This window comes from Buttiauxella gaviniae ATCC 51604 (assembly GCF_001654835.1).
In the GTDB taxonomy this organism is placed as follows: domain Bacteria; phylum Pseudomonadota; class Gammaproteobacteria; order Enterobacterales; family Enterobacteriaceae; genus Buttiauxella; species Buttiauxella gaviniae.
Map to the genome: position 1 here is coordinate 1 of NZ_LXEP01000006.1, position 25,057 is coordinate 25,057.

At 50.9% G+C, this 25,057-nt stretch carries 30 protein-coding genes; 5 read left to right on the forward strand and 25 right to left on the reverse strand.

Features of this window, described 5'->3' with window-relative positions; all coding sequences use genetic code 11:
* From M977_RS25685 to M977_RS03770, 18 genes are all read right to left on the reverse strand, one after another.
* Window positions 1-1,589, reverse strand: a 1,589-nt coding sequence (locus M977_RS25685) for a phage tail-collar fiber domain-containing protein (RefSeq protein WP_209438597.1), incomplete at its 3' end; no start/stop codon positions are given.
* Between the two features lie 18 nt (window positions 1,590-1,607).
* Entirely contained in the window at window positions 1,608-2,141 is a 534-nt protein-coding gene (locus M977_RS03695; protein ID WP_064512289.1) for a phage tail protein, read from the reverse strand.
* Window positions 2,134-3,318 (reverse strand): baseplate J/gp47 family protein, encoded by a 1,185-nt coding sequence (locus tag M977_RS03700; RefSeq protein WP_024194830.1) that lies wholly within the window; start codon window positions 3,316-3,318, stop codon window positions 2,134-2,136. Before M977_RS03700 ends, M977_RS03695 begins: the two co-directional genes overlap by 8 nt.
* Window positions 3,296-3,637 carry a DUF2590 family protein gene (locus tag M977_RS03705; RefSeq protein ID WP_064512291.1) on the reverse strand — a complete coding sequence of 114 codons (342 nt, stop codon included), beginning with the start codon at window positions 3,635-3,637 and terminating at the stop codon, window positions 3,296-3,298. The genes M977_RS03700 and M977_RS03705 overlap by 23 nt, the downstream gene beginning before the upstream one ends.
* Window positions 3,634-5,877 (reverse strand): phage tail tape measure protein, encoded by a 2,244-nt coding sequence (locus M977_RS03710; RefSeq protein ID WP_064512292.1) that lies wholly within the window; start codon window positions 5,875-5,877, stop codon window positions 3,634-3,636. Before M977_RS03710 ends, M977_RS03705 begins: the two co-directional genes overlap by 4 nt.
* Complete coding sequence (locus M977_RS26005; protein WP_425339036.1) at window positions 5,874-6,047, reverse strand: DUF6890 family protein; 174 nt, start codon at window positions 6,045-6,047, stop codon at window positions 5,874-5,876. Before M977_RS26005 ends, M977_RS03710 begins: the two co-directional genes overlap by 4 nt.
* Before the next feature lie 17 nt (window positions 6,048-6,064).
* Window positions 6,065-6,331, reverse strand: coding sequence for a putative phage tail assembly chaperone (locus M977_RS03715; RefSeq protein ID WP_064512294.1), 267 nt, complete (start codon window positions 6,329-6,331; stop codon window positions 6,065-6,067).
* Between the two features lie 101 nt (window positions 6,332-6,432).
* Window positions 6,433-6,813, reverse strand: a complete 381-nt coding sequence (locus M977_RS03720) for a hypothetical protein (protein ID WP_064512298.1) — start codon at window positions 6,811-6,813, stop codon at window positions 6,433-6,435.
* On the reverse strand, window positions 6,813-7,202 hold the full coding sequence (locus M977_RS03725) for a M15 family metallopeptidase (RefSeq protein WP_064512301.1): 390 nt from the start codon (window positions 7,200-7,202) through the stop codon (window positions 6,813-6,815). The genes M977_RS03720 and M977_RS03725 overlap by 1 nt, the downstream gene beginning before the upstream one ends.
* On the reverse strand, window positions 7,199-7,474 hold the full coding sequence (locus tag M977_RS03730) for a phage holin family protein (protein WP_064512303.1): 276 nt from the start codon (window positions 7,472-7,474) through the stop codon (window positions 7,199-7,201). Before M977_RS03730 ends, M977_RS03725 begins: the two co-directional genes overlap by 4 nt.
* A gap of 3 nt (window positions 7,475-7,477) precedes the next feature.
* Complete coding sequence (locus M977_RS03735) at window positions 7,478-7,936, reverse strand: phage protein (RefSeq protein WP_064512304.1); 459 nt, start codon at window positions 7,934-7,936, stop codon at window positions 7,478-7,480.
* Complete coding sequence (locus M977_RS03740; RefSeq protein WP_064512307.1) at window positions 7,936-9,459, reverse strand: DUF2586 family protein; 1,524 nt, start codon at window positions 9,457-9,459, stop codon at window positions 7,936-7,938. The genes M977_RS03735 and M977_RS03740 overlap by 1 nt, the downstream gene beginning before the upstream one ends.
* A gap of 9 nt (window positions 9,460-9,468) precedes the next feature.
* A complete protein-coding gene (locus M977_RS03745; protein ID WP_064512309.1) occupies window positions 9,469-10,170 on the reverse strand; it encodes a phage virion morphogenesis family protein in 702 nt (233 codons plus the stop codon).
* Window positions 10,143-10,649, reverse strand: coding sequence for a phage tail protein (locus tag M977_RS03750; protein ID WP_064512310.1), 507 nt, complete (start codon window positions 10,647-10,649; stop codon window positions 10,143-10,145). Before M977_RS03750 ends, M977_RS03745 begins: the two co-directional genes overlap by 28 nt.
* The gene (locus M977_RS03755) at window positions 10,646-11,098 is read right to left on the reverse strand and encodes a head completion/stabilization protein (RefSeq protein WP_064512311.1); all 453 of its coding nucleotides are present in this window, start codon (window positions 11,096-11,098) and stop codon (window positions 10,646-10,648) included. Before M977_RS03755 ends, M977_RS03750 begins: the two co-directional genes overlap by 4 nt.
* A 96-nt stretch (window positions 11,099-11,194) precedes the next feature.
* Entirely contained in the window at window positions 11,195-11,905 is a 711-nt protein-coding gene (gene gpM / locus M977_RS03760) for a phage terminase small subunit (RefSeq protein WP_083962900.1), read from the reverse strand.
* A gap of 9 nt (window positions 11,906-11,914) precedes the next feature.
* The gene (locus tag M977_RS03765; protein WP_064512315.1) at window positions 11,915-12,961 is read right to left on the reverse strand and encodes a phage major capsid protein, P2 family; all 1,047 of its coding nucleotides are present in this window, start codon (window positions 12,959-12,961) and stop codon (window positions 11,915-11,917) included.
* Between the two features lie 9 nt (window positions 12,962-12,970).
* Window positions 12,971-13,831: a GPO family capsid scaffolding protein gene (locus tag M977_RS03770; RefSeq protein WP_064512317.1), complete on the reverse strand. Its 861-nt coding sequence runs from the start codon at window positions 13,829-13,831 to the stop codon at window positions 12,971-12,973.
* A 182-nt stretch (window positions 13,832-14,013) separates the two neighbouring features.
* On the opposite strand from M977_RS03770, the gene M977_RS03775 reads away from it, so the two are divergent.
* Genes M977_RS03775 through M977_RS03785 form a run of 3 tightly spaced genes read left to right on the forward strand, consistent with a single transcriptional unit; the run spans window position 14,014 to window position 17,140 of the window.
* Entirely contained in the window at window positions 14,014-15,777 is a 1,764-nt protein-coding gene (locus tag M977_RS03775) for a terminase large subunit domain-containing protein (RefSeq protein WP_064512469.1), read from the forward strand.
* Window positions 15,777-16,823: a phage portal protein gene (locus M977_RS03780; RefSeq protein WP_064512319.1), complete on the forward strand. Its 1,047-nt coding sequence runs from the start codon at window positions 15,777-15,779 to the stop codon at window positions 16,821-16,823. Before M977_RS03775 ends, M977_RS03780 begins: the two co-directional genes overlap by 1 nt.
* Window positions 16,820-17,140, forward strand: a complete 321-nt coding sequence (locus tag M977_RS03785; protein WP_064512322.1) for an Ogr/Delta-like zinc finger protein — start codon at window positions 16,820-16,822, stop codon at window positions 17,138-17,140. The genes M977_RS03780 and M977_RS03785 overlap by 4 nt, the downstream gene beginning before the upstream one ends.
* A 36-nt stretch (window positions 17,141-17,176) precedes the next feature.
* Here the strand turns inward: M977_RS03785 and M977_RS03790 are convergent, their stop codons facing one another.
* From M977_RS03790 to M977_RS03815, 6 genes are all read right to left on the reverse strand, one after another.
* Window positions 17,177-19,783: a replication endonuclease gene (locus M977_RS03790; RefSeq protein WP_064512324.1), complete on the reverse strand. Its 2,607-nt coding sequence runs from the start codon at window positions 19,781-19,783 to the stop codon at window positions 17,177-17,179.
* The gene (locus M977_RS03795; RefSeq protein ID WP_064512326.1) at window positions 19,776-20,036 is read right to left on the reverse strand and encodes a hypothetical protein; all 261 of its coding nucleotides are present in this window, start codon (window positions 20,034-20,036) and stop codon (window positions 19,776-19,778) included. The genes M977_RS03790 and M977_RS03795 overlap by 8 nt, the downstream gene beginning before the upstream one ends.
* Window positions 20,036-21,019 carry a DNA adenine methylase gene (locus M977_RS03800; protein WP_064512328.1) on the reverse strand — a complete coding sequence of 328 codons (984 nt, stop codon included), beginning with the start codon at window positions 21,017-21,019 and terminating at the stop codon, window positions 20,036-20,038. The genes M977_RS03795 and M977_RS03800 overlap by 1 nt, the downstream gene beginning before the upstream one ends.
* A 70-nt stretch (window positions 21,020-21,089) precedes the next feature.
* Window positions 21,090-21,482, reverse strand: coding sequence for a hypothetical protein (locus M977_RS03805; protein ID WP_245163482.1), 393 nt, complete (start codon window positions 21,480-21,482; stop codon window positions 21,090-21,092).
* 11 nt (window positions 21,483-21,493) lie between these two features.
* A complete protein-coding gene (locus tag M977_RS03810; protein ID WP_064512330.1) occupies window positions 21,494-21,715 on the reverse strand; it encodes a phage filamentation protein Fil family protein in 222 nt (73 codons plus the stop codon).
* A gap of 17 nt (window positions 21,716-21,732) precedes the next feature.
* Entirely contained in the window at window positions 21,733-22,008 is a 276-nt protein-coding gene (locus M977_RS03815; protein WP_064512331.1) for a regulatory phage cox family protein, read from the reverse strand.
* A gap of 121 nt (window positions 22,009-22,129) precedes the next feature.
* Here M977_RS03815 and M977_RS03820 point away from each other — a divergent pair, with 121 nt between their 5' ends.
* Together M977_RS03820 and M977_RS03825 are read left to right on the forward strand one after the other, a co-directional pair.
* Window positions 22,130-22,429 (forward strand): helix-turn-helix domain-containing protein, encoded by a 300-nt coding sequence (locus M977_RS03820; RefSeq protein WP_064512333.1) that lies wholly within the window; start codon window positions 22,130-22,132, stop codon window positions 22,427-22,429.
* Between the two features lie 115 nt (window positions 22,430-22,544).
* Window positions 22,545-23,558: a phage integrase gene (locus M977_RS03825; RefSeq protein WP_064512335.1), complete on the forward strand. Its 1,014-nt coding sequence runs from the start codon at window positions 22,545-22,547 to the stop codon at window positions 23,556-23,558.
* 162 nt (window positions 23,559-23,720) lie between these two features.
* On the opposite strand, the gene M977_RS03830 is transcribed toward M977_RS03825, so the two are convergent.
* Window positions 23,721-24,827: a threonine aldolase family protein gene (locus M977_RS03830; RefSeq protein ID WP_064512338.1), complete on the reverse strand. Its 1,107-nt coding sequence runs from the start codon at window positions 24,825-24,827 to the stop codon at window positions 23,721-23,723.
* Window positions 24,828-25,057: the final 230 nt, after the last annotated feature.

Consider the following 25,057-nt stretch of genomic DNA (forward strand, 5'->3'; position numbering starts at 1 on the left):
CGCAGGTCAATTTCGTCCTGATTTGCATTAGGTACTGCAGGGGTTCCTGTAAATGATGGACTGTCTAGTGACGCCTTTGCTGCCAGTGCCGTAGTAATAGTGGTGGAAAAGTTAGCATCATTTCCCAGCGCATCAGCCAGTTCTTTTAGCGTGTCCAGAGCTGCTGGTGAAGAGTTGACAAGCGCCGCCACTGCAGCGTGAACAAATTCGGTTGTCGCCAGTTGTTGCGTGTTAGTCCCGGCCAAAGGAGTGGGTGCCATCGGCGCTCCGGAAAATGTCGGGCTTGCCAGTGATGCCTTAAATGAAAGCGCATCTGCCAGTTTCTTCAGAGTATTTAAGGTGGAAGGTGCTCCACCGTTTAATTCCGCGATTGCTTGCGCAACAAAAGATGTATTGGCAATTCGCAGGTCAATTTCGTCCTGATTTGCATTAGGTACTGTAGGTGTACCCGACAGTGATGGGCTATCCAGTGGAGCTTTGCCAGCAAGCATCGCCATCACAGTGACGGCAAAATTAGCATCGTTTCCCAGCGCGGCGGCCAGTTCGTTTAATGTGTCCAGTTTCTCTGGGGAGGAAGCGACTAAAGCCGAAATAGCCGCGTTAACAAATGCTGTCGTAGCTATTTGGGTATCATTCGTTGTGGCAGAGGCAGTCGGGGCTTCTGGCTTACCTGTTAATTGTGGTGAGTCCTTAAAAGCATACTGCGGATGTGCATTACGTTCAGCAATATGTTTCGCCAGTAAATCATCGGTATTACTGCCAATCTTTCTTAAGTCAATCACAGAACCGTCAGCGTTAATCTGAGCAACCGCAAACACATAATGATTTACATCATTTTTCACGTAATCAGCCAGCGTATCAGCCAAGGTAACCACTGTACTCACCTGCCAGACACTGGTCAGCGTTCCGGTAAAACTGGTATCAACCCAGACTTTTACTGGCTTAGTGGTCACTGTCAGCGCCTCGTCTGCCGTCAGTTCCGCACGCACCCCCCCGACATACCCTGCACCGGCAGTGACGCTGTAATTGTTCCCGGAACGCTTAACCAGAAAACCCTCCCCGATAAAGGCACCAGAGCCATAAACATCGATATTTTCAACCCGGTGACGCTCGTCCATCCCCGCCAGACGCGCAGTAAAATCAATCTGCCAGGTACCTGCAGGCGTGGTGATTTGTGTTTCTTTTTTTGCCCCGCCGTACTCCATCAGAAATGAACGTGTCAGCACGTTACCCTGAGTGCCGGCGTTGTTTTTTACCTTCTGCTGTAATGGGGCATGAATAATCATGGCCAGCGTGTTGCTGGTCTTATCTCTCAGCCCCACCCAGTTAAAATCAAAATCGCCGACATCCGCGCCCAGCGTGATGGAATACACCACGGCGTTAGCATTCACCACACCGGTTTTTCCCACGCCTGCACGATGGACAATCTGCCCTGCAGTTGGCATCGCCTCAGCGGGATCGATAGCGTCTGTGATGTTCAGATTTGGAACATTGGCAAACACAAATTCATCCAGTACAACGGGGATATTGGCTGCAGCCTGTTGCGCTTTTAGCGCCTCAAAAGCTGTAGTGATAACGGTCTGTGACATGTTTTCTTCCCTGAAATCTTATTTTGATGCGGTATAAACCACGTAATCACCTGTGAACCACCCGGCACGAACATCCAGTTCGTTAATGGTGATCACTTCATATTCATAGCGGCGGCAGGTACGTCCATACTGGCGAATAATTTCCCGTAACAGCGCACCATTTGCCGCTATCTGGCCATCACTCACCCGGATGGTGATAACGTCCCAGTCCTTGCCCTGCTGGCGTTCCTGAAGCTCCACATAACCAATGCCCAGCCGGTGAAATATCTCAATGAATCCTTCGACGCTGCCCGCATCACGCGCATTTATCCAGGCATAGGCCACACGCTTTCTGAACAGGTCGAGCGGCTCGCTACTGAACCGGGTAATATCCCGTTCCCACGCCAGCAGATTCAGGATGGCTTCCGGGCACGTCAGGGGATCGAATTGTTTTGATGGCCACAACAACCAGTCATACAGCCACTGCCAGAACTTTTTGCAGCCAGACAACAACTTTGCCAGCTCGCCTTTATCCATCCAGAACGGAAGTTTTAGCTTAGTGAAATCAGGCATTCTTCAGCTCCACAGTGAGCGATGTCAGGCGCGGCACTTCCAACTGACTGGTGATGTCTTTGATGGAAAACTCCACCGAATCGACACCGCTCAGTAATTCGTGCAACTCCCTGCCAAGCTGTGAAAATGAGAAACGCGAATAAGGCCATGTCTTCACCACATCCCAGGCGGTATTTTCACGAAATGCGCAACGGATCAGACTTTCGACATCACTTTTTAGCGCGGCCTGCGCTTCGTCGCTCAGGTTGGAAAGATTGACCACGTACACCGTTGCCGTCAGGTCACGGTGCGTTTCGGGCATGGCCATGCATTGCATATCATCGCCATGGCCGTGATGCCCCTGGGTATTAATAAAATCATTGACCGCATCAATAAACGGCTGCGATGCCTGGCCACTGTCGAGCAGCAGATATGCGTTTGCCGTACCGGGCCCGCGCGGTGCGTCATGCTTAAAGAAGATGCGATCCACTGACAGCGCCACCACTTCCGCAATCATGCTGCGGTAAATCGCGTCGGTGTGGTAATTACCTACCAGGTTGAACTGGTTGCGGCAACGTTCGCGCAGTTCATCATCTGATTCGTCATCGCCACCCGGTTGCGTCAACCAGTCATCCTCTGTCACCGCGCTGGCAATGCCAGGCACGGCCACCGGCAAAATACGGTAATAACCGGGGGCCAGATTCCATGCAGCCCCCGCGCCATTGGCCTGTACTGGCACCAGAGCTGAAGCGACGTTTGCAGGGATGATTGTGTCAGCGGTGACGGCAAGCTGATAAATAACGCCATTAATCCGCTCAGTCTGCACAACCGTACCGGCTGGCACTGTTGCCACCTGGCCGGCGGTAATTTTGGTAAAACGCACTACCCCCTGCGCCGCGCTGGCGGGTTTCGGTGTGACATTCAGCCCCCACGCCAGCAGACGCAAAAGCGAGCCGGTCGCAGTGGCCACAAACATGTTGGCCATCACAATGTTAATCAGTGCGCTGATGATCCACATTACCGGCGTAGTGATTAATGCCGTCACCAGACGCCAGAACGGAGACATGCGGGAGGTATTCGTCACAAACCCCTCGGCTTTCACCAGGCGGTTAAATTCCGCTTTTACGGCTTCTTCAGTGACCGGCATTCCTGCATCCTGCAGGACTTTTTCAAAATCAGCCTTCGGCTTTTCCATAATCCACTCCCTCGGATAGCGGCCCAAAATCATAGGTGTCACCGGTGATAAACAGCCTGGTCAGGCTTTCTTCTTCCACCTCTACCGTTCCCGGAACAATCCGTTCATCATTTTCAACCAGCAGAATTATCTGAGTGAAAATATCGCTGCGCAGTGTCGGGCTGCGCTCTGCAATTAACGCTGTGGCCAGACCGCTTTCCATCACTGCATGCACCAGGTCCTGCCCGATGCTGTAGCGGTTATTGCAGGTCATTGGCTCATTGCCGGCATTCAGCACGATATCGCCGCCGGTAATGAGCAAATCTATAAATAAATCACTCATCCCTGCGTTTCCTGCCATTCACGCAACTGTGTTGGGGTTGGCATCTGCTGCACCTGGATGGTGGTATCACCAAAGGTTTTTCGCTGGTCAATGGTGGTCTGCCCGCTACTCACCGCACCGCCAGCCAGCACACCTTTGCTGCCTACTCCCTGAACCGTTCCACCGGTCAACAAATCCGGTGTGAATGATGCCGGCGCAGCAGCTGCGCCACCGGTTGTCAGCGCGGCGGCTGTTGGCATGGCTGCAGTAGTTGATGTACTGGCAATATTCATGGCTTCAATACTGACACCCGGCAGCATGTTCAGCTTTTCAACAATCCAGTTGTACGTGTCAGAGAAAGACGCCTTAATGACATCCCATAACCCTGCAAAAACATTGCTGATGACTTCGCCCATTTTCTGAAACGACTCAACCGGTGATGCCAGATTGAACACGGCGATCACATCCAGCCAGCCCTGTTTAATAATGCCCATCGCATCAAACAAATGGCCAAACTGCGTGATAACAAGCTGAATCGGTGAAAGGATCAGACCGATGGCCTGCGCAACAAATTGCCCACATGCCTGGCCGGCACTGGTGACATTATTCAGCTCACCGGCTGACATCTGGATTGGCGAAAGCAGACTGGAAAACCAGCCAAACAGTGTTTTGATACCATTCCATACCGGGGAAATAGCCGTTGCAATCACATCAAACATGCCAGCGAACGGCGTTAATGCGCTGAATGCCTCGCTGAACCCACTGATAAAACCACTGACAAACGCCTTGATGGGTTGCCAGAATACATACACAGCAGCAACCAGTGCAGCGATTGCGCCCACAACCAGTGCAACAGGCCATGCCATCATCAGAAACGATGCTGCCCCCATTCTGGCCGCCATGCTCGTGGCAAGAATTGCCCCCCGAACCATTTTTAAACCGGCACTGAAAATGATGGTTGCCTGATTCCCGGCGAGCATCGCCAGGCGGTTTAATCCCAGCAGACGGGCAACCGGCCCCAGTACGCTTTTTAGCCCCAGCATGGCAAAACGGTGTACGCCGATTGCAATATTAGCGACGGAACCAGCTGCGCCCAGACTCAGCATCGCCATCACCATCAGCCCGATCGCTTTGGTGATATGCGGGAAGATGGCCTGCCAGCGCATAAACTGTTTTCCGGTATCAGCCACGCCATTCAGCAGCGGGTAAATAGTTGGTAACAGGGTTGCGCCAATCACTATCCGGATAGCATCCATGTATGCCGTCAGCCGTTCCCACGGATCAACCATGTTTTTGGCCATGTTGACGGCGTAGTCCAGGCCTTTAGTGTTGCCGATGGCGTTGATGTTTCCCTTCAGGGTATCGGTGTTATTGATAAGCAGCTTAATCATGGCCACCGCTTCATCAGAGCCGAATGCCTTTTTGATGAGATCGGAATCCGCCACTTTGCTCAGGTCGCCATATTTCCCCCGGATCAAGTCCAGAATTTGCGGCGTACTTTTCATTTTGCCGCTGGCATCGGTGAACGCCAGTCCCAGCGCTTTTTGCGCACCGCCAACACCGGCGAGGAAAGATTTGTATTTAGTGCCGGCTTCAGAGCCTGACATGGTGGACTGCAGCTGGCCCAGAATGGCGAACTGTTCAGATACACCCGCGCCTGAAGATGTCGCAGAGGCTCCCAGTGCTGTGAATGCGCCGGCCATTTCATTACCGGATGTTTTGAACATTTTCACCGCAATGGCGGTTTTGCCTGCGATATCTTCCACCCATTTGGCATTGCCCATCGCTGCCGCATCTTTGGCAAAGATGCCGTACATGGTGCCCATATAGGAAGTAATGGTGCCTGCATCGGCTTTGGTCGCTTTGGCCAGTACGTTGGATGCGTTAGTGAATGACGCAAGGTCATCACCGGCAAGGCCGGAAATAGCAGACTGAATATCGTAGGAGGATTTCACAAAATCGGTGGCGCTGCCGCCGTAAGCAATCGAAAAATTCATGGCAGCATCGCGCAGGGAATTAAGCGCGTTCTCAGCTGTGCCCAGGCTGCGCACTTCGCCCAGCGCCATATTCATTTCATGCGCCGGCTGTAGCACCGCTTTAATGCCCATGCCGACACCAAACAGACCCGCACCTCCCACGGCAATGTTGCTGAATGCCTGAGTAGATTTACTGGCAAAGCCTTTAACCCCGGCCTCTGCCTGTTTGAGAGGCCGGGTGATTTTATCAATCAGTGCAAGGGTAAAGTCGAGTTGTGCGCTCATTTGTCACCGTTTAATGCCAGCGCAATTCCACCTGCAGTGGCTTTACGCAAATTCTCCCAGTGACGATTATCCAGCCAGATAGCCGCAGCAATGCTGTCCGGATTGTCGCCTTCCTCTGGCAACCAGTGGCGGCGCAGTATCAGATACTGCTCCAGCCCGTTGTGCTCAATAGCGCGAACCCGCGCCGTTAGTTTTTTACTTCGATTTCCAGCTCAGGCACAAACTGGTCATTAACCTTTGCCGCCAGCTGCAGCGCAGCGCCTGGCTTCTCAAGAAGTGCGGTCAGCGCATCTTTTGATTCTTTATCAACGATGCGGCGCAGGTAGTTATGAGCCGGTGCAATCTTGTTGTCTGGCATCATTTCGTTTACGAATTTGTTGTAATCCTGCATGGTCGGTTTAAACGTCAGGTCAGTACCGGAAACACCCAGGACGATAATTTGTTCTTTACTCATTGTTCGCTTTCCTTCGCAAAAAAATCTCATTAATAAGAGTGTTATGCCGAGCAGCACACACCGGGTAAATATCCTGATAAAGCAATAAAGCAGCAGATAAATCAGTGCCTGCTTTCCCATGCAGGCGCGGCAGTTTTTCCGGGCACTTCGTCAGCAGGTTTTCCTGATAAGGCACGTTCTGCCGCACTGGCTGCATCGTTGTACATCCGGACAAAATCATCAGAGACGCAAACGTTAGTGAAAACCGGCTTATAAATTTCGCTACGTATTTCATTTGGCTGTGCATTCTTCAGCCCTTCGATTTTTGTTTCCAGCTGGCGTGCTGAATCCGCTGCAATCACAACCAGTTCATCACGCAACTTCTCACCGGTTTTTTGTGCGGCTGTATTGATGGTCAGCTGCACAGAATCCTGCTCCCAGCCCCGACAAAACCAGCCTGCGGCCAGACCAATGATGAGCGCCCAAAGTGTTGCGCGGCTCATTAGCGCAGCTCGAAATGCGGGCAATCCCAGTTGTCATTGCCCACTTCGTGGCCGTCACCGTTAAAATCACCGCCCCAACGAATGCGAATACCCAGCTCGTCTGCTGCCTGCTGCATGGCGTGGTGCACCGGGATAAATTCAGCCACTTTCCAGGTACCGCCAACCGGGAATAAATCCACAGCAAGCCCGTCCTGATGTTTGCTGTGGGTGACTTTGGTTTTGTGCTCTGCATACAGCTGGCGCTGGCGTTCTGCCGTGCGCAGACCTTCGATAACGGTAAAATCAACCGTCGTCAGCTGCAGGGCACGACGCACCACCATAGCCAGCTTCAGATTGACACCGCGCAGGTTGTCTTCACTGCGCTTGCCAAATACAAATCCATTGCTCATTCGCTATCCTTATTTTTCCGACGTAACCAGATTTCCAGAGCCTGATGCCCACCGATCCCCAGCGCTGCCCCCAAACCGATAATGGTCAGTGGACTGGCACCGGGAACCTGAAGTAGCACCGCACCGGCGGCTGTCGATGTCAGGCTGCCGATAATCACGCGCGAGAAAAAGAGGCGCGGAGTAATCGGATCATTGCCATCGAGCATCTTACCCAGTGCGCCAAGACAACCGATGGCCAACAGGGTATAGAGCGTTTTTTCGTGTTCCTGCATGTCTCACCCAATCAGATTGCGTACATCGTCGGCAGATAACACTGGAACGCCGTTGATTTTCACAAACTCCGGGTTAGTCACGATGAATTTTGCTTTATGTGACATGGTGGAGCCGCCCTTTGGATCGACATCCAGAATGGAAGTGATCAGCAATTTGCAGCCGAACGCCTCCACTTTCAGTTCTTCGTCACCGGCTTTTGCATACCACATCACGTCAAACGTCGGGATGCCACGCCATGAACCTGCACGAGCAGCAATAGGTGTCAGCTGGTCTTTCAGTACGCGAGAAGAAAACTCCACCTCGCCATCTGCGGCCACATCACCCGATACATAGCCATCAGGAACACCGCGCGTCTGCGCAGCGGCTGTGTTATCAGTAATATCGAGCGAAATTTTATCGAAATGGATCAGTTCACCGTCAAAACTGCAGTCAACGGACTGACCAGAAATGCGCTGACTCATCAGGCATTACCTCCCTGTAAACTTAAATCCAGCATGACAGACGCCTTGATTCCTTTCGGGCATTCGTAGGTGCGCACGATGATGTAAATTTCCACCTGCGTTTTGCTGCGCCATAGGATTTGTACATCACCGTCCTGTGGTGGCATAACTTCACCGGGGAATGTGACACCCTGAATGCGCATCGTGCGGGACATTTCACGCATCGGGCCGGCGAAATACTGCTGATGTGATGCCATGCTGGTCGGCGTGGAGTTCAGCGAACGGTCAGCAATTTTTGCGATGGCTAGTAAACGGACACGGCGACACACCTTGTCAACAACACGTTTGTTTTCAATCGCCTGATAATCACCGCCCTCGGCATCCAGTGTGATGCCATCAGACCAGTAATAACCGTCATAATCCGGGTACCACATCGGCACACTGAATCGCGCCTTACTGAGCGCCTGCAGGGTATCCAGCCCCAGCTCGTTACCGTCTTTATCAACGGGTTTATTGCCGGTACTGTTCAGCCCGACAACTGGCCCGGTTTTTACCCGCGCCGGACTGTCTGCGATGGTCACTGCCCGGTTGCACAGACGACCGACATAAACGCCTGGCTCTGCACCAAACAGACGCGGGATAAGCGTAACGCCAGCATCCGCGATACCATCCTGATACGCAGTGACGCGAGCAAGATAATCTGCCCAGGCTTCCGTTTTCTGAACACCCTGCACAGACAGATACACATGGATCCAACGCTGGTATTTAGCCAGCACATCCGCAATCAGCGTTCCCGCCAGTGTAATGTCGTCTTTAGCGGCAATTTCGTCGCAAAGCACCACACCTTCCACCGAGCAAACCGCCTGCGCAGCCTTCACCGCATCAGCAAATGTCCCGGAAGGGCTGGAACCATCCATCACCCAGACATAAGCAAACCAGTTCTGGCCAGCATTACGCATCGCGGCCTGCAGGTCAGTTTTAAGAACGCTATTTCCAGCGCCCAGCAACACATCAAAATCGGTCTGCGTGTTAACCGGCAGCACTTTCCCTGCATTGGGCACAGACGCCCCCGCATGGCCAGGCACCACAACAGCACCTGCAGCTGCGGTCAGTTTCAGTAAAACGCTCAGGTCAGTGCCTGATGAACCTGCCGTGGCTACAGTCAACGTTGCAGCTGCGCCCGTATTCAGCGTAGTCACCACAAATCGACTGTCTGAGTCATTCCATGTCACTGTTGCCAGTGTGCTCAGTTTTGCCGATACCGCCGTGGCCACTTCAGCAAGTGTTGTCACTGCTGACAAATCAAGACCACTGACGTTTTTTAACGTGCCGTTAATGGTCAGTTTGAATGCGCCATCAGTAACAGCAGTGAATTTGGTAATGGTTTTATCGCCGGTTGCCAGCACACCACCACTGAGCACGGCAGCAGTTGCAGTGCCGCCGGTTGCCTTGAGCGAACCGACAAACAACATGACGCGCTCAATTTCGTTCGTTTCGCCCTGCAGCTGATTCAGCTGATTGACGTCTACAGTTGGCCAGGTCATCCCTTCCCCTTACGTATCCTGTGCATTGACGTCCCAGCCAAAGCCTATTGCCTGCAGCTGTCGCGCCAGTGCTTTCATAAAATCATCCTCGCCAATACCCAGAAACTCACGGGCAGGCAGGGTGACAGTCCATGTCTTTTTCGCTGGCGTCCCCTCCAGCTTTCGTATCAGCAACCCCGCCTGAGCGGCGCTGACCTTTTCCTGAATCTCTTTAAATCCTGGTGTTTTCCACCGTTTACCGCTGCGCACCTTAAACCCGGCTTTACGCAGACGCTTTGCCTGCCGCAATGTTGCCGGGCCGGTCTGCCCTGATGAAGATGCAGACTGGCGGGCACTGATGGTGGCGGTCATGCCGTTTTGTTGTGCGTAACCCACCGTGCCGGCTGGCACTTCGCGCTGGCCGTTTCGGTAACTGCCACCGCTCAGATACAGTCTGACTGCATCAATTTCCGGCATTTCGCGCACCCGGATAAGCTTTGGCATATTGCGCAGCATCTTGCCTTTGCGCTTTGTTTTGCGCTTTTGCCACGCTACGCCATCCGGTGTTTGCTGGTTTCGCACATTGCGTTTTGCTGCCGCAACCAGCCCATACTTCGCCAGGCGCCATAAAAGCCGTCGGCGCTTTGCCGGTGTCAGCTCCAGCGATTTCAGCGCATCTTTCAGCACCTTTAGCTGAGAGGGATTTAACTCACCTCTGATTGCACCGGCCATGTACCGTCACCGCTTCCCACAAACATTGTTGCCTGTTCTGCCACCCAGACTGACGATTGAGCCAGACGCCAGCGACAACCATCAAAAGGTATTGGCCCGTCCGGGTCTTCCAGCAAATCCACGGGCTCTGACAATTTGCCTGTGATTAACACAATGGCCGTTTCATCCTCATCCACCTCCACATCAATCTCGGGCAGTTCCCAGTCCATATTGATGCTATCCATAGCCTTTGCACCTTCGGTCATATACCAGACCTGAACCAGTGCCATTGCTATCTGTGGGTCATAGACCCGGAAGGGGAAACGCGCCCATTCCAGCGTAACCGTGTACTGCATAATGGACAGCCGGTACTGGCCCGCCCCGAGGTCACGCGCTGCCGGCTCAAAACGCACCTCATCCATGAGGCTTTCAAACCCTTCCATGGCGCGTTTCGGCATGTTGCTCTTTACAAACTCAGTCAGCGAATCAAGCAGAGTCATATGATGGACACCCCCACACGGGAAAGCCCCTTAAGGCTACGCACTGCAAAATTGGCTTCAGCCAGTAATGCATCCTGCGTTTCAGTACCTGCCGCCTGTGCATCATCTTTCACGCGCACAACGCTTTTCCATTCGCCCATCAGGTCAGCTTTTGCCCTGGCAAATACCGCTTTGCGGTACTGAGCGACAATGTGATTAGTGCCCTGATACGCAGGCCCGATCACATCTGCAGCGCGGTTAAATCCATTGTCGATATAACGCTGGCGCTGGATAACCAGACTGTTATTCACCTGCGCCATGGCACTGACCAGTGCATCAGAAACCGTTGCAGGTGAAATATCTGCCGGGATGCTGCGGCTGTCCTGAAAATCCTTTACGTTCAAATCAGGCCAGAAACCATCGTTTGTGACCGGCACATCCTGATAATCAATCGGGTTACCGCTGAACATAATTCATCCCTGAAATGACGGCTCAGACCAGGCTCCACGACAATTAAGGCTGTTGCCTGTTGCCTCCCCTGCGAGCCGTCGGCGCTTCGGTGCTCGTTACTCCGTTTGCGCCAGCTTGCGTAATCGCTGGGCAATTTTATTGCGGAGTGTTGTAACCTGAATGCGCGGGTTAACTTCCGTCGCCTTACCCAGCAGTGCATCAGCATCTTTCAGTTTTTCAACATCAGAAATTGCGGTGACGGATGGCATACCATCTTCATCACGCAGCAGATGCAGTGCGGCAAAGCGCAGATATTTAGCCCGTACAAATTCGTTAACTTTCCAGTGCTCAAGAACACATTCAGAAACTGCGCTGAAATATGGCTCAACAGAACGACCGTTATCGGCTTCGGTTTCTGCCCACTCCAGCATGTAATCAGCTGCAAAGTGGGCAAAGTCGGTGCGGATGTTCTCCGGCGTTTCCTGGCCCTGCTCAATGGCAATTTCTGCCCATTCCAACGCCTGTTCCAACTCACCTGTATCAAACAGCCAAATCACGCAGTAACTGAATACCGGGTTGTTAAACACTTCACCCGATTCCAGATATTGCTCGGCCCATGGCTTCCACTTTGGCAACAGCTCATCACGCTTCATGGCGATGCGGTCAGCACGTTGTTGCGAATGGCTGCGCAGGCGTTCTACATCGAGACGCAGCGCAGCAATCTGCACATGCAGGCTGTTTGGGGAGGCCACAACGGCCTCCACATTTCCCGCCTTCAGCTCCTGCGCCGCTTCAACACGGCGCTGATGGTCACGAAATAAACTCATATTTATCCCTTATGGATTGGTAGTGGTGCCTTTGTCGCCTTCCAGCACGACGTTACCAGGCTCAAGGCCCACAAACAGGGTCTCGTCTTCCACCACATACGCTTCGTTGCGGTAATAAGAATCAACCAGGCCTTTGTGATCGTCGTCATCTTTAAACGCACGACGCATAGAGCCTTCCTGGGTATAGAGCGAAAGGTTTTCATAAGTCGTGATGACACAACCACGCGCCGGGAAGTTTGGCAGGATGGTTGCAGGCAGACCGCCGAATGACCCCATCAGATCCATTTGCTTCATGGCGGAACGCTCAGTCGGGGTACGACCATGCATTTTGCCGGCGGCATCCGCTTCTTTGGCGATGAGGTCTGCACCGACCATCAACACTAAATCAGTACGCTGGCGGTGAACCGGATCAAGCCCCTGACGCAGGTCATAAGCCAGATGATCGAGACTGGTGTAATCCGCATCTTTATCAGTGCCGATGTGGATTTTGTCGGCAGTTTTGCCACCGGTAAGGATGTTTTTCGGCAGATTGTCACGCATCCACTGCATCCAGCCTTTGTTCACATCTTCCAACAGCTTTTGTGTAGCTGGGTCGGTATCATCAGCAACAGACACACCATTCCAGCCGATCATCAACTGGTCGAGTGCAATTTGCTTCTGAACGTATGCCCCATACAACGCCAAAAACTGACCGCCCATACGAGCCCAGGTATCCGCTGTTTTCCATGGAATAATGACGCCACTGTCTGTATCTACGCAGGTGTACTTGCCACCGCCTGGATTAGCAAGTGCGCGGAAACGGCCCGTTTTTTTACGGCCAGTGATGCTCCGCTGCATTCCGGAAAAGACTTTCTCACCCGCAATGTCGGTCACCATCGGCATGTTAATCAGCTGCAAAAACTCGGTACTCTGCTGCACAGCGCCTAAGAGTTTTTCTTCCTGCGGCCCGGTAATGGCAAATGATTTACCCAGTAAAACCTGCTGTGGGTCAGCCTGGTATTGCTTCGCCAGTACATTACGAATCTGCTGTACTAAAATTTCGGTAGTTGGTTTCATCCCTGTTCCTTACAGCCAGCCGTTAAATTCTTCACCTGGATTTTCACCCGGCTGTTTAGTAGTACTGGTACCAGCCATCGCATCAAACTTCTGGGTAATTGAGTCCAGCTTGCCTTCCAACTGCGTGAACTGCTCAACCGTAATACCCGTTACTACTGGTTTTTCTTCCGGCTTTTCTGGCTCTGTAACTGGCTTGTCACCAGCACTGAACGCTTTCACCTGTTCCTGAATGCCGGCGATAGCCGTATCCTGTTTTTCCATGCGCCCCATCAGCGCATCAAACTGTTCCTTGGTCATTTCGTCTTCTTCCGTGTTATGGGTTTGGGTTTCTTTGTTGCGACTGAAAAGACGCGACAGAAACGATTTATCACGTGTGCTGGTTGGCTCATCCGCTTCTTTCAGCGCTCCGAGTGAGAAGGTTTCAACGCTACCGCGCACCACTGGTGACTCGTGCCCATCAATGCTAAACATCAGGCGCTCAGTCCCGAGACTTGCGGGAATGTCGGTCACAGCCAGTCCCATCAGATAGTACTTACCGCTATTAGCGAAATTGGGTATCAGTTCAACAGATGTGAATAATTTCTGGCCCATTTCATTGGTCGCAATAAGCCAGTCATTCGGCATCAGCTTTGCGTACATCTTTAGTACGCCGTCGACCTTCTCAACTTTTACAGCGTCGATTTCGCCATAGTTATAGCTCCATGAACGTTGCTCCATCGTTTCATCATGGCGCGGCCACATCAGACCGGTGTAAACCTGGCGGTTATAAAACTCGGCCGCTTCCTGCAGCCATTCTTCCTTGATTTCTCGCCCATCAACCGTATTCCCTGATGTGGCGATACAAACCCAGTCTGTGCGTAAACGTGACATAACGTCCCTGTTCCTTTTCTTCCCTGACCAGTAGTTAACCCCGTTTTCTGATGGCTTTCACGCACACAAATTCGGACAAATTCGGTTGGAGCGGTGCAACCGAACCAAACCGAAAAGCAGGCAATGCGGCAGGTATGCCAGATGGTCAGAATGGGGAAAAACGGAAACTGGCCAGAGGGAACATGGCAGAAAAATACTCAGATGAAATCAGGGCCGTTGCCCGCCAGCTGTATCTGAAACGATGGACACCACAGGAAATCAAAGAGGAATTAAAACTCCCTTCAGTGCGCATCGTTTATTACTGGGCTGAAAAATTCAGCTGGCGTGACATGCTCAGTGAAGAAGGTGTGGAAGCAGCTCTGGCGCGGCGCATTCAGTTGCTGACCGACCGGGATAAGAAATCCGATTTAGAACTGCGCGAACTGGATCAACTTGTTGGCCATCACATCAAACTCATGGCGCAACGGGCAAAGCGTGAAGAAAAGCTAACCCAGTATGCTGCGTCTGGCACAACAGCCATTCTCCAGACTGAGGATGGCGAAAAGCCTGCGCGTAAGGCCCGCAAAAAGAAAAATGACATCAGCCATCTGACCGCGGATTCCTTTGCAGAATGGGTGTCTGTGTTATTTGGCTATCAGCTGACGCTACGTGAAAACCTGCATCAGAAAATCCGTAATCTGCTCAAGTCCCGCCAGCTGGGTGCGACATGGTATTTCGCCGGTGAAGCACTGGAAGATGCAATATTAAACGGTAAACCGCAGGTGTTTTTGTCAGCGTCAAAGCGCCAGGCTGAGGTGTTCCGTTCCTACATCGTCCAGATTGCCCAGAAGTTTCTCGGCGTGGAATTGACTGGCAACCCCATCCGACTGAGCAATGGCGCAGAACTGAGTTTTCTCGGCACCAACAGCAACACAGCACAATCCAACAGCGCCAATGTCTACATTGATGAATATTTCTGGATACCCAAATTTCGCAAACTCAATGATGTGGCCAGCGCGATGGCTACACATGATCAGTGGCGCATTACCTATTTTTCCACGCCCAGCTCAAAAGCTCACGAAGCCTACCCATTCTGGACAGGTGATGAATGGCGGCGCGGTCGGGCTGAACGTAAAGATATTGCATTCCCGACTGAAGCAGAGTTGCGTGATGGTGGTCGCCTGTGCCCGGATAAGCACTGGCGCTTTATCGTCACCATTGAGGATGCTGTAAAAGCTGGTTTTAACCTGGCTAACGTGAACGACCTGCGCGACCGCTACAGCGGGCCCGCATTCGACATGCTGTTCATGTGCGTGTTTGTCGATGATAAAGACGCTGTTTTTGCCTTCGACCAGTTGATGAAATGCGGCACTGACCCGGCATTGTGGCAGGACTTCAAATCTGATGAATCCCGTCCGTTTGGTAATCGTGAGGTGTGGGGTGGCTATGACCCCAGCCGCACAACAGACAACGCCACATTTGTGATTATTGCCGTACCGCTTTATGCCGTTGAAAAATTCCGCGTCCTGAAAAAATGGACCTGGACAGGCCTGTCCTTCAAATTCCAGGCCGAACAAATTAAGAAAATCAAAGAGCAGTACAACCTGACTTATATAGGTATTGATGTGACCGGCATTGGCGCGGGGGTATTCGATATTGTCAGCGCCTTTGCGCCCCGTGAAGCCGTTCCCATTCATTACAGCGTCGAAAGCAAAAACCGCCTGGTACTGAAGATGATTGATGCGGTCGGAGGTAACCGCATTGAATGGGATCGGGAAGATAAAGATATTGCCGCCAGTTTTATGGCCATCAAGCGCACCACAACCAGCAGCGGCAATGCCATGACGTTTGTCGCCACACGTTCCGTTGAAACAGGACATGCAGACTCATTCTGGGCTATCGCTCACGCGATGGTGAATGAGCCGCTCAATACCGAACATAAACGCAAATCAAGATGGATTTTGTGATGAGCAGAAAGAATAAAAAACCGATGGTTACGGCAGAAAACACCGCGCCGGCGCAGCAAAAAATGTCGATGATCTCTTTTGGAAACCCTGAACGGGCCATCTTAAACCCACTTGAATATGAGCCGGTGTATTTCGACAGCTCCAACCTGTATTACACGCCTCCAGTCAACCGGCTTGCACTGGCAGAGTTGCCTGATATTAACGGCCAGCATGGTGGTATTTTGCGAGCGCGTACCAACATGATCACCGCTGATTTAATCAGTAATGCCGGTATGCTTCAGAATGATATTCAGGCCACAGTGCTAAACCTGCTCACTTTTGGTGACGTGGCCTTGCTCAAACTACGCAATGCATTTGGCAAAGTCATTGGCCTTGTGCCTCTCCCCTCGCTGTATACCCGCCGGGGTAAAGACGGAAAATTTTATGTACTGCAGAAAGGTGGCCATCTGGAGTACGCGCAAAAGGACATCGTCTTTGTGAAACTGTATGACACGCGCCAGCAGGTCTATGGTAAGCCTGATTATCTCGGTGGTATCAGTTCTGCCATGCTGAACAACGAAGCCACAACCTTCCGTCGCCGCTATTACCGAAACGGCGCACATCTGGGGTACATCCTTTACACCACTGACCCAAACATGACAGATGAAATGGAAGATGAGATGAGAAAGCAGATTGCTGAAGGTAAGGGGGCCGGCAACTTCAAATCCATGCTAATCAACATCCCGAACGGGAAGGAAAAAGGGGTGCAACTTATTCCGGTCAGCGATATGGGCGCAAAGGATGAATTTGTCAGTATTAAAAATATCAGTATGCAAGACATTCTGAACGCTCACCGCTTCCCGCCAGGCCTCGCCGGTATGATGCCGAACAATAACAGCTCATTTCCTGACATCACGAAAACCCGCGACGCTTACCAGCGTGACGAGGTGATCCCGGTGCAAAAGCTTATCAGTGACAGCGTGAATACAGATAATGAAATCCCTGCAAACTTACATATTAATTTCGCACAATCGCTGCAAAGTTCTGTTATTCAGGGTGATAAATGAGCTGGAAAAACGTAAAATATACCCAGTCAAAGAAACACGGAGCTGGAAACATGTCAGGTATCAGGGTCTTTTGTCCGGAGTGTAACGCCCGTGCAATCATCAAAAAGACAAACAGAAAACACCAACAAATATCAGATATTTATTGCGCCTGCTCAGTCGTGGAATGTGGGCACACATTTGTGATGAATATGACGTTTTCGCATACCCTCAGTCCTAGCGGGTTAACGGGTAATAAACTGGTTAAATTTTTAATCGACCGACTCAAGCCAGATGAGCAGCAACTGGCCCGTGACTTGCTTAATGGTCAGTTAGCCTGAAAAAAGCCCCGACTACTTCATAAGTGCCGGGGCTTTTTATATCTTCTCTGCCTGCTTATCCCGTTCTGCAAGTTTTGAATATTCCCCAAACGGATCGAATCGTAGTTTAGAAACATTTACACCATGTGCCGCCTGCAGGTAATTCCAGAGATTATTGATTCTTTGTGCCGTTGATGTTTTCTGGTTGCTGAGTAAATCCCCGCACCTGGTTGCGCGGTATATCCTTTTTCCAATGACCAAACTTCCGCCCTGTAACAGGGAAATTGCCTGTGTCCTGGTTATCGCCAGGCGCTGCAATTCACCTTCAGCTAAAATCCGCTCAATTGCAGGCGCCATTTCTTGCCGCCTGACGTGTTCGGCATTGGCTCTGGCCTGCGTTTTGGCCACAGCTTCACGCCATGCAATATCTAATTCACTACCCGGTTTATAAGGTGATCGGTTTTTTGACCGTTCTGGCGGGGTTTCCCGGAGCCGCCGCAACAACCTGCGCCGCGTTGCATCATCCATTGCCTCAAAATCTGTAATTTCTTCTTCAAATGCTTCTGTCATTACATCTTCTACCGGCTCAAAATCGGTGTTTATTTCGCCGTCCGTAGAGTTATTGACAGAACTCCAAGCGCCGCCCAAGGTCGGCGGGGAAACGTCAACCCCCAAACCAGCGGCACGTTTGGCCACTGCATCACTGTTAGTTTTAGCGCGAATAGTCCACTTAACAAGACGGGTACAAATACGGGATATCTCGCCCAGGCGAGGCGACCAGACACCGAAAACCTTTTCGGGGATTTCACAGTAATCATTCATTTCTTCAGCTGGCTGATATGCCAGGCGCACCACGTATTTATCACGGGGGATCAGCACCCCTCCCTGATAATTGATGTAACTGGCAAAGCAGCCCACATCAGCCGCCGCACAAACCGCATCCATTGCGGGATCAGACAGTAAGGCAGCGCCACGCTTGAACGTACTGGCGATTTTTTGCTGATTAACAAGCTGATTACTGAGTTTGCGCAGCTCCCTGTAAACGGTAACTGGCGGCTGGCCTAATGGCTGGAACTGTCTGATGCGGTGAAGGGATGCCCACGCCATTGCGTATTTGGCCGTTTCGTTTAATGGCCTGCCGCTTTCCGTGTCCAGCTCGCCAGCCAGCGCATGGCCATCAATATTCTTTGAAATATATTTAGCAATGTACGCAGTAGCCGATCCCTTGCTCGGGTCCATTTTTTTTGACTTGAATCTGGCACCGGTATTACGTCCCAGCTCCTCACGGTCTACTGCAATAAAATAGCGGCGTAGAATTTCTACTGTGGCTTTTACCTCGGATTGCGGCATGAATAACAGCGCGTGCCAGTGCGGCGTGCCGTCGTGATGTGGTTCGGCAACCCGGAAGCCGTAGGGCCGCAATTTGTCACGCTTCAACGCAGACGTTGCACGGCTCCACACAGTGCATAAATAGTGCTGGGCTTCTGCAACAGTCGAATGATTCCACTTTGCGTTATGGTGCCCGGACTGGATATTGCTGTGATATTTCGACGGACAGGTGATAGTCAGGAAAACACCAACATCACCGCGCTGCTGTGCGACCATTTCAACACCGGCCATTCTGGCCATCAGCTCATGACGACGTATCGCGGGGTTAGAGGTGGACTTATTAATCATGTCTTCTAACGATGAAACGTTACCGTCTGCATCAACCAGTTCATGACTTTTAAAGAACTCACGGTTTTTACGTCGCTGCTCCTGCCATTCGGACAGACTGGATGCGCTAACATAGGCATGCGCTTTTTTATGTACCGCGCCGGTGGCGCGTAACTGGTTTTCGCGCCAGTCGCAGCGCAGACGCCAGATTTTTCTGCCCCACCAGTCAGGCGAACTCATGCGCAATATGGCGGTAAAAATGCGCTCCCGGTCGAACTCCTTCGACCAGGCAGGAGGTGTGACACGTAGCGCAAGCATTTCACGGCCCAGATGCGCATAAAGCCAGTGCAGCTCTTTATCACTCATGGTGTGAATGTCGAGGTCTAGCGCCGCGCATTCCGTCGCAAACATTTCTTCAAGCCGTCCGGCAATCTCATGCGCCGCACTCAAGGCTTCACGTTTGGTGAACCCAGCCAGATGCGCCCAACGGCCACGCCAGTATGCAGCCAGCTCGCTGGAAGCATCATTTGTTATGCCTTGTTTTGAACGCACAACATCAAGACGCAGTAATGATTTTTTCACGGTGCCCATAAAAAAATCATTAACGTGTCGGCTCTCCCGATTGGCTCGCAACCAGGTTATTTTCTTGCGCCACACTTCACGGATGTAAAACGGCTCATCACTCAGACGATGCTCCACGCCCTCTGGAGTCTCGGCCCATTTTTCAGCAATAGCTCGAGCAGCTGCAGTGTCCTGTTCGACCAGTTCTTTATAAATGGCCAGCGGCAAACCTCGCGGCTCAAGTTTATCCAGGGCATGTATTAAGGCATTACGATCCCGGACTTCTGCCGGCTTATAACCCGCCCGTTCAAACAGACCATCAATGTGTTTTTCGACGGCTGGATGAAACAACTGCGCCCCGGAAGTCGGGGCGATTTGTTTTGGCTCAGGCACATAAGGCAGTATGGCTGCGCGGGGGGCATTCCATGGCCAGGCTAATTCACTCATGCCGGATTTGCCCGAAATTATTAAGCGTCTGTCCGGGCCTTATGTCGTCTGCTTCTGACTTAGTTGTAAACTCCAGTTGCCTGCGAACGTGCAAACCCTCTGCAGCGTCGAAAACTTCAACGTCTACAACGTGGATATAATTGATTTGCTGACGTTCAAAAATGCGCTCAACTACTGCAATAACCGTGAAATCCTCACCGGCTGCTGCAGGGTCATAACCGGCCCATAACTCACCATGCATTGCGCCAAGCATCAGAAAGGCTCCACGCCATAAGCCGCAGCCGTTGCCATCATTTCTCTATAGGTTGCATCGCCACAGCAGGGGCCGCAGTCAGGGCAGCGCCCGCCACCGTGGCGACCACATCCGGCGCAAACCTTCAGGGTGCCGATCACTTCTTTGGCTGCTGCACGTGTAGAGACTTTTGAGCTAACCGAACGGTTAACGCTGATTTCCTGAAAATTGAACGCTTTGTAAATATCGCGGGTTGCAGCTGTGTCACTGTTGGAAAGCACAACCGGAATGCCGTGTTTTATGTTTGCGGCAAGCAGTGCCGCGACTAATTCACGATGCTGTGGCGCTCCGAATGGTGTGCTGTGGTACTGGGTAAAGTTGGCCGTTTCACTTACTGGCAGGTATGGGGGATCACAATAAAGAACCGCATCTTTATTAGCTGTTGCCTGAATCGTCACCTCAAACGGACAGCACATAAAAATAGCTGTTGTGTCCTTTGCTTTCTCAGCAAATAAACGGATCTCCGCTTCAGGCAGATAAGGCGCACTCTTATGGTTACCAAATGGAACGTTATAGCCACCGCTCTGGTTATAACGCACCACCCCGTTGTAACCGTGGCGATTCAAATAAAGAAACTGCGCTGCCCGGGTAATTTTCGCAGACATAGCCAGAAGGCCAGACATGCCAAATGGTGAATGGCAATAAAAGCCCTTGATATTAAAAGCTCTGCGTATTTCTGCGTAACCGTCAGGGCTGTTGAAGTTTTCAAATAAATACCTTGCAGAATGAATTACTAATTCAGGATGGCGGGTTACCTCTCGGTAAAGATTAATTAAATCTGGGTTTATATCGGCCAATACATAACGGCGATAATCCGTATTAAGAAATACAGAAGCGCCGCCTACAAACGGATCAATCAAGCAGTCAGCTTTCGGCAAATGAGGCAACAGATCAGGAATAACGCGCCCTTTACCACCGGGCCATTTAACAATCGAACGAATCATTTTCACTTTCTCCAGGGTGCAGGAAGCCCGACGCGTTAGCGCCTGTTTTCTTTTTGGGTCGAATCAGGAATTAATTAATTGTGGTTTCCGACGCTGGCGGTTTGTCTCGCTGCGCCTGCACTTCATGATGTGGGGCTGCAATATCCAAAAATTCCCAGGGTATTGCGGCCGCTAATTCAGCCAGGTGTTTAATGCCAAGCATCAGGCTGCGTCGCTCCTGTTCGCTGAAGCTCTCAAAACTATTCCCCAGTTGATTGCGGGTAAGTTGTGGCAGCTCCTTAAACCGTTGCGATGCTGCATTGGCCAGCATGAAAACAACCTTTCTTTGTGTCTCATCCAGTCGGTTGAAACGGCTGGCTGTATCGTTGGCACGGGCATTGGCCAGACTGGCGCTGAGTCGCGCCCGTTGTGCCAGAAAGGCTTCACGCCCAGATTTTGGTTTGCTCTGTCCAGTAGCCATCATCAGCACTCTCTTTAAGCAAAGATGCCCATCAGTCTGGCGAACCAGCGACGGGGGTTACGTGGGCGAGACATAAACGGCAGGCGGCAACTTTTAATAAATTGCACTTCAGTAGCTTTAGGCTGGAAAAAGCGACCGTCTGGGGTTTCAATCCATCCGCGCTGGTGCGCATGGTGCGTAACTTTCTGGCCATGAACCAGCAGACTGGCAAGCGAAGGGCATTCCGTCATATCCATAATATTCACCTTTTAAATTATGCTGGCTCACCAAGACCTAACCACATCAACCACCCTTCCCTTATTTCTTTCGGGCGACTTTCATAAGCCATTTTCATGCCGTTATTCCAGGCTGGAAGATAAACCCAGTATTCACCTGCACGACCAGAGCTAGACTGAGGATCAGTCATCTCAACAACCGGTAGCTTGCCCTTCTCAATCATTTTCTTTACTGCTGCTTCAGATTTGCCAATAAGTCTGGCGAACTCCTGATAAGGCACAGCATCGGTAGTGCTTACAACCTGCTTTCTCATCTGATAGATTCTCCTATAGGGCTAATAATCGCCTTTAGTCTCTAATAGTCGCTTTTAGAGGTCTTAAATCTAATAAGGGAAATATTCCCTGATGAGAGAATAATCTTCCATAGGAGAACGCATGTCAATCCCAGTTCATGAAAAAATCAAGCTTATAAGAGAGTCTGAAAGGATTAATCGAAAACAATTCAGTGAGTTAACTGGCGTTGCTTATAGCTCACTTTCTGCCTACGAAGCCGGAGACAAGAACCCTGGCGTAGAGGCGATGATGAAGGTTTTGCAGCACCCTAGATTCATGAAATATACGATGTGGTTTATGACTGACCAGATATCCCCAGAATCCGGTCAAATTGCACCGGCCCTCGCACACTATGGGCAAGACGCAACAACCTTGCAGCACTCAGGCCAAAAGACTGGTTAACAATTCAACGCTGTTACATTCGTTACAAATGTTTACTGCTAGTCGCAAAATACGCACAACACAACCAAAAAGAGTTAGCAGTTAAAAATAGTCGCACTTATCGGAGAGCTTTCTTATGACAATCAAGAAACTCGATGATGGTCGCTATGAAGTGGACATAAGGCCTACCGGACGCGACGGAAAACGCATCCGTAGGAAGTTTGAAAAGAAAAGTGAGGCTGTCGCATTTGAAAAGCACACCCAGTACAACCACCACAACAAAGAGTGGCTCTCAAAACCGACTGATAAGCGCCGCCTGTCAGAGTTGACTCAAGTCTGGTGGAAGCTAAAAGGGCAGCATGAGGATTACGGTAAGAATTATCTTAGTAAAATTGAGCTCTTTATTAAAATAACTGACGATCCGTGCGCATTTCAGATAACGAAATCACTCATCAGTCAGTACAGCACTGCACGGCGGAGTTTGGGTATCAAACCAGCAAGCATAAACCGTGATTTGACCTGCCTGAGTGGAATGTTTACAGCGTTAATTGAAGCTGAATTATTCTGCGGTGAACACCCGATCCGCGGTATGAGAAGGCTTAAAGAGCAGCAACCGGAAACCGGATACCTGACGCAGGATGAAATCGCATTACTGCTTTCAAGGCTGGACGGGGACAACAAGAAGATTGCAGTGCTTTGCCTGAGTACCGGGGCAAGATGGGGTGAGGCAGTGAAGTTAAAAGCTGAACATATCATTCAGAATCGTGTGACGTTTGTGAAGACCAAAACAAACAAGCCACGCACCGTTCCTGTATCACAGGAAGTGACTGAAATGATTGCAGGCAATAAACGCGGATTCCTGTTTACTGATGCCCATTACAAAGAGTTTCGGCAAATAATGAAGGATGTTAAACCAGATTTACCATCCGGCCAGGCTACACATGCGCTTCGCCACAGTTTTGCCACTCACTTCATGATTAACGGAGGAAGCATTATCACGCTACAACGAATACTGGGACATTCACGAATTGAGCAAACCATGACCTATGCTCACTTCGCACCTGAATACTTACAGGACGCAGTGTCACTCAATCCGCTACGTGGCGGAACTGACGCACAAAACGTCCACACAGTGTCCACAGTCGGGTAGCTTTTGAGGGCTTTCAGTAGTCTTGCGTACCGTGCAAGGCCGCATTGCACGGCTGAAAGCCCCTATTAACACCAAAGAGAAAGGCACTTCCGCAGGCCACCTTTTTATCGTTACCGATTCAACATTTGCAAACACCGTTGCGCCAGTTTCAATCCAGAAACATTAATTGCCTTTATTAACCTGCCCCATTAATTCGCTGAATAAATCCAGGATTTGAACGTCACTCATCTGCAACAAGCTGTCACCTATATAGAACTCAGTTTTACACCAACCAGGCACTTCCGCCTCGTCCATATTGCTGAACAACCAATACCCATGCCGACGGGCAATGTCATCCCGTGCATTTAGTAATGCTGTTTTTTCTGCGTCAAAATACGCATGAAACATATTTACCTGAGGAGTGCGCGGCAAAATACGAATGCCCGGTATTGTTTGAAGGCAGGCGGCCAGGCTCAATGTCCGCTGATAACAAGACTCAAGTATGGCTAATTGCTTATCAAAACGCATCGCGGTAGATATCACCATTGGACTTTGCGTCACCAGGTTGCCGCCTAATCGTCTTTGCCAGAGACGTGCCTGTTGTATGAAGTCGGTATCGCCTGCCAGCAGTGCGCCAGCAAGACCGCCGAGACCTTTATAGGCTGAGACATAGACTGACGAGAAACCATCAGCAATTTCGGCATATGACCGTTGGTAATAGGCTTTGGTTTCCCACAGGCGCGCCCCATCCATATGCAGAGTTGTACCTGACTGCGCGGCACTCTTTTTCAGCGCCTCCAGTTCTTCCCACTCCGGTAGTTGCCCGCCAATCTCGCGTGCTGGTAACTCTACGACCAGACAACCCAGAGGCTCAGCAACAGCTGACAAGTCTTCCTCCACAATAGGCCGAAGTCGATGTCCTACCGTCACGCCATGCAACTGCATTAAAGCCTGATAGGATTGCTTTTCGTGAAGCAGGAGATGTGAAGATGCATGTACCCCAAAGCGCTGCAGTCGCTTTCGCTCGCACCAGATATTTACTGCTATCAACTGCGCCATAACACCGCTGGGCATGAATACGGCCGATTGCTTGCCCAGCAGTTTTGCCACTTTCGCTTCAAAGTGTTGAATGAATGCACCTTCACCATAAACGTCATGGGTTACATCATTAGACTGCGCCCATTCAGCCATTTCCTGAAACATCTGCGCTGGCGTCGATTGAGAGAATCCCTTTAATTCGACAGTGCAGGACGCTCTGAGGCGCCCACGTTCTTCTTCAATGTTGTTCATCATCATATTTCTTTTTTTATTGAGTGAATGTTGTTGTGTATTTTTAGTTATTCAATGCGTTGAAAGCCGTCAGATATAATACTTACGCATAAAACTCTATGTATGTCATTTATCAATAATATGCTTTGTCCCGAACTATTCATCGCTGAACCCCGCAGACTCAGTCTGTTCTTACCCGCAAATCCTTCACATAAGATACACTTTGAATTCAACTACATTTCCAGAGGTCC

What these genes read in the sequence shown, in the direction of transcription:
- M977_RS03695 (WP_064512289.1), bottom strand. Translation starts at nt 2,141, where the DNA reads ATGCCTGATTTCACTAAGCTAAAACTTCCGTTCTGGATGGATAAAGGC.
- M977_RS03705 (WP_064512291.1), bottom strand. Translation starts at nt 3,637, where the DNA reads ATGAGTGATTTATTTATAGATTTGCTCATTACCGGCGGCGATATCGTG.
- M977_RS03710 (WP_064512292.1), bottom strand. Translation starts at nt 5,877, where the DNA reads ATGAGCGCACAACTCGACTTTACCCTTGCACTGATTGATAAAATCACC.
- M977_RS03715 (WP_064512294.1), bottom strand. Translation starts at nt 6,331, where the DNA reads ATGAGTAAAGAACAAATTATCGTCCTGGGTGTTTCCGGTACTGACCTG.
- M977_RS03720 (WP_064512298.1), bottom strand. Translation starts at nt 6,813, where the DNA reads ATGAGCCGCGCAACACTTTGGGCGCTCATCATTGGTCTGGCCGCAGGC.
- M977_RS03725 (WP_064512301.1), bottom strand. Translation starts at nt 7,202, where the DNA reads ATGAGCAATGGATTTGTATTTGGCAAGCGCAGTGAAGACAACCTGCGC.
- M977_RS03730 (WP_064512303.1), bottom strand. Translation starts at nt 7,474, where the DNA reads ATGCAGGAACACGAAAAAACGCTCTATACCCTGTTGGCCATCGGTTGT.
- M977_RS03735 (WP_064512304.1), bottom strand. Translation starts at nt 7,936, where the DNA reads ATGAGTCAGCGCATTTCTGGTCAGTCCGTTGACTGCAGTTTTGACGGT.
- M977_RS03740 (WP_064512307.1), bottom strand. Translation starts at nt 9,459, where the DNA reads ATGACCTGGCCAACTGTAGACGTCAATCAGCTGAATCAGCTGCAGGGC.
- M977_RS03745 (WP_064512309.1), bottom strand. Translation starts at nt 10,170, where the DNA reads ATGGCCGGTGCAATCAGAGGTGAGTTAAATCCCTCTCAGCTAAAGGTG.
- M977_RS03750 (WP_064512310.1), bottom strand. Translation starts at nt 10,649, where the DNA reads ATGACTCTGCTTGATTCGCTGACTGAGTTTGTAAAGAGCAACATGCCG.
- M977_RS03755 (WP_064512311.1), bottom strand. Translation starts at nt 11,098, where the DNA reads ATGTTCAGCGGTAACCCGATTGATTATCAGGATGTGCCGGTCACAAAC.
- gpM (WP_083962900.1), bottom strand. Translation starts at nt 11,905, where the DNA reads ATGAGTTTATTTCGTGACCATCAGCGCCGTGTTGAAGCGGCGCAGGAG.
- M977_RS03765 (WP_064512315.1), bottom strand. Translation starts at nt 12,961, where the DNA reads ATGAAACCAACTACCGAAATTTTAGTACAGCAGATTCGTAATGTACTG.
- M977_RS03770 (WP_064512317.1), bottom strand. Translation starts at nt 13,831, where the DNA reads ATGTCACGTTTACGCACAGACTGGGTTTGTATCGCCACATCAGGGAAT.
- M977_RS03775 (WP_064512469.1), top strand. Translation starts at nt 14,014, where the DNA reads ATGGCAGAAAAATACTCAGATGAAATCAGGGCCGTTGCCCGCCAGCTG.
- M977_RS03780 (WP_064512319.1), top strand. Translation starts at nt 15,777, where the DNA reads ATGAGCAGAAAGAATAAAAAACCGATGGTTACGGCAGAAAACACCGCG.
- M977_RS03785 (WP_064512322.1), top strand. Translation starts at nt 16,820, where the DNA reads ATGAGCTGGAAAAACGTAAAATATACCCAGTCAAAGAAACACGGAGCT.
- M977_RS03790 (WP_064512324.1), bottom strand. Translation starts at nt 19,783, where the DNA reads ATGAGTGAATTAGCCTGGCCATGGAATGCCCCCCGCGCAGCCATACTG.
- M977_RS03795 (WP_064512326.1), bottom strand. Translation starts at nt 20,036, where the DNA reads ATGCTTGGCGCAATGCATGGTGAGTTATGGGCCGGTTATGACCCTGCA.
- M977_RS03800 (WP_064512328.1), bottom strand. Translation starts at nt 21,019, where the DNA reads ATGATTCGTTCGATTGTTAAATGGCCCGGTGGTAAAGGGCGCGTTATT.
- M977_RS03805 (WP_245163482.1), bottom strand. Translation starts at nt 21,482, where the DNA reads ATGATGGCTACTGGACAGAGCAAACCAAAATCTGGGCGTGAAGCCTTT.
- M977_RS03810 (WP_064512330.1), bottom strand. Translation starts at nt 21,715, where the DNA reads ATGGATATGACGGAATGCCCTTCGCTTGCCAGTCTGCTGGTTCATGGC.
- M977_RS03815 (WP_064512331.1), bottom strand. Translation starts at nt 22,008, where the DNA reads ATGAGAAAGCAGGTTGTAAGCACTACCGATGCTGTGCCTTATCAGGAG.
- M977_RS03820 (WP_064512333.1), top strand. Translation starts at nt 22,130, where the DNA reads ATGTCAATCCCAGTTCATGAAAAAATCAAGCTTATAAGAGAGTCTGAA.
- M977_RS03825 (WP_064512335.1), top strand. Translation starts at nt 22,545, where the DNA reads ATGACAATCAAGAAACTCGATGATGGTCGCTATGAAGTGGACATAAGG.
- M977_RS03830 (WP_064512338.1), bottom strand. Translation starts at nt 24,827, where the DNA reads ATGAACAACATTGAAGAAGAACGTGGGCGCCTCAGAGCGTCCTGCACT.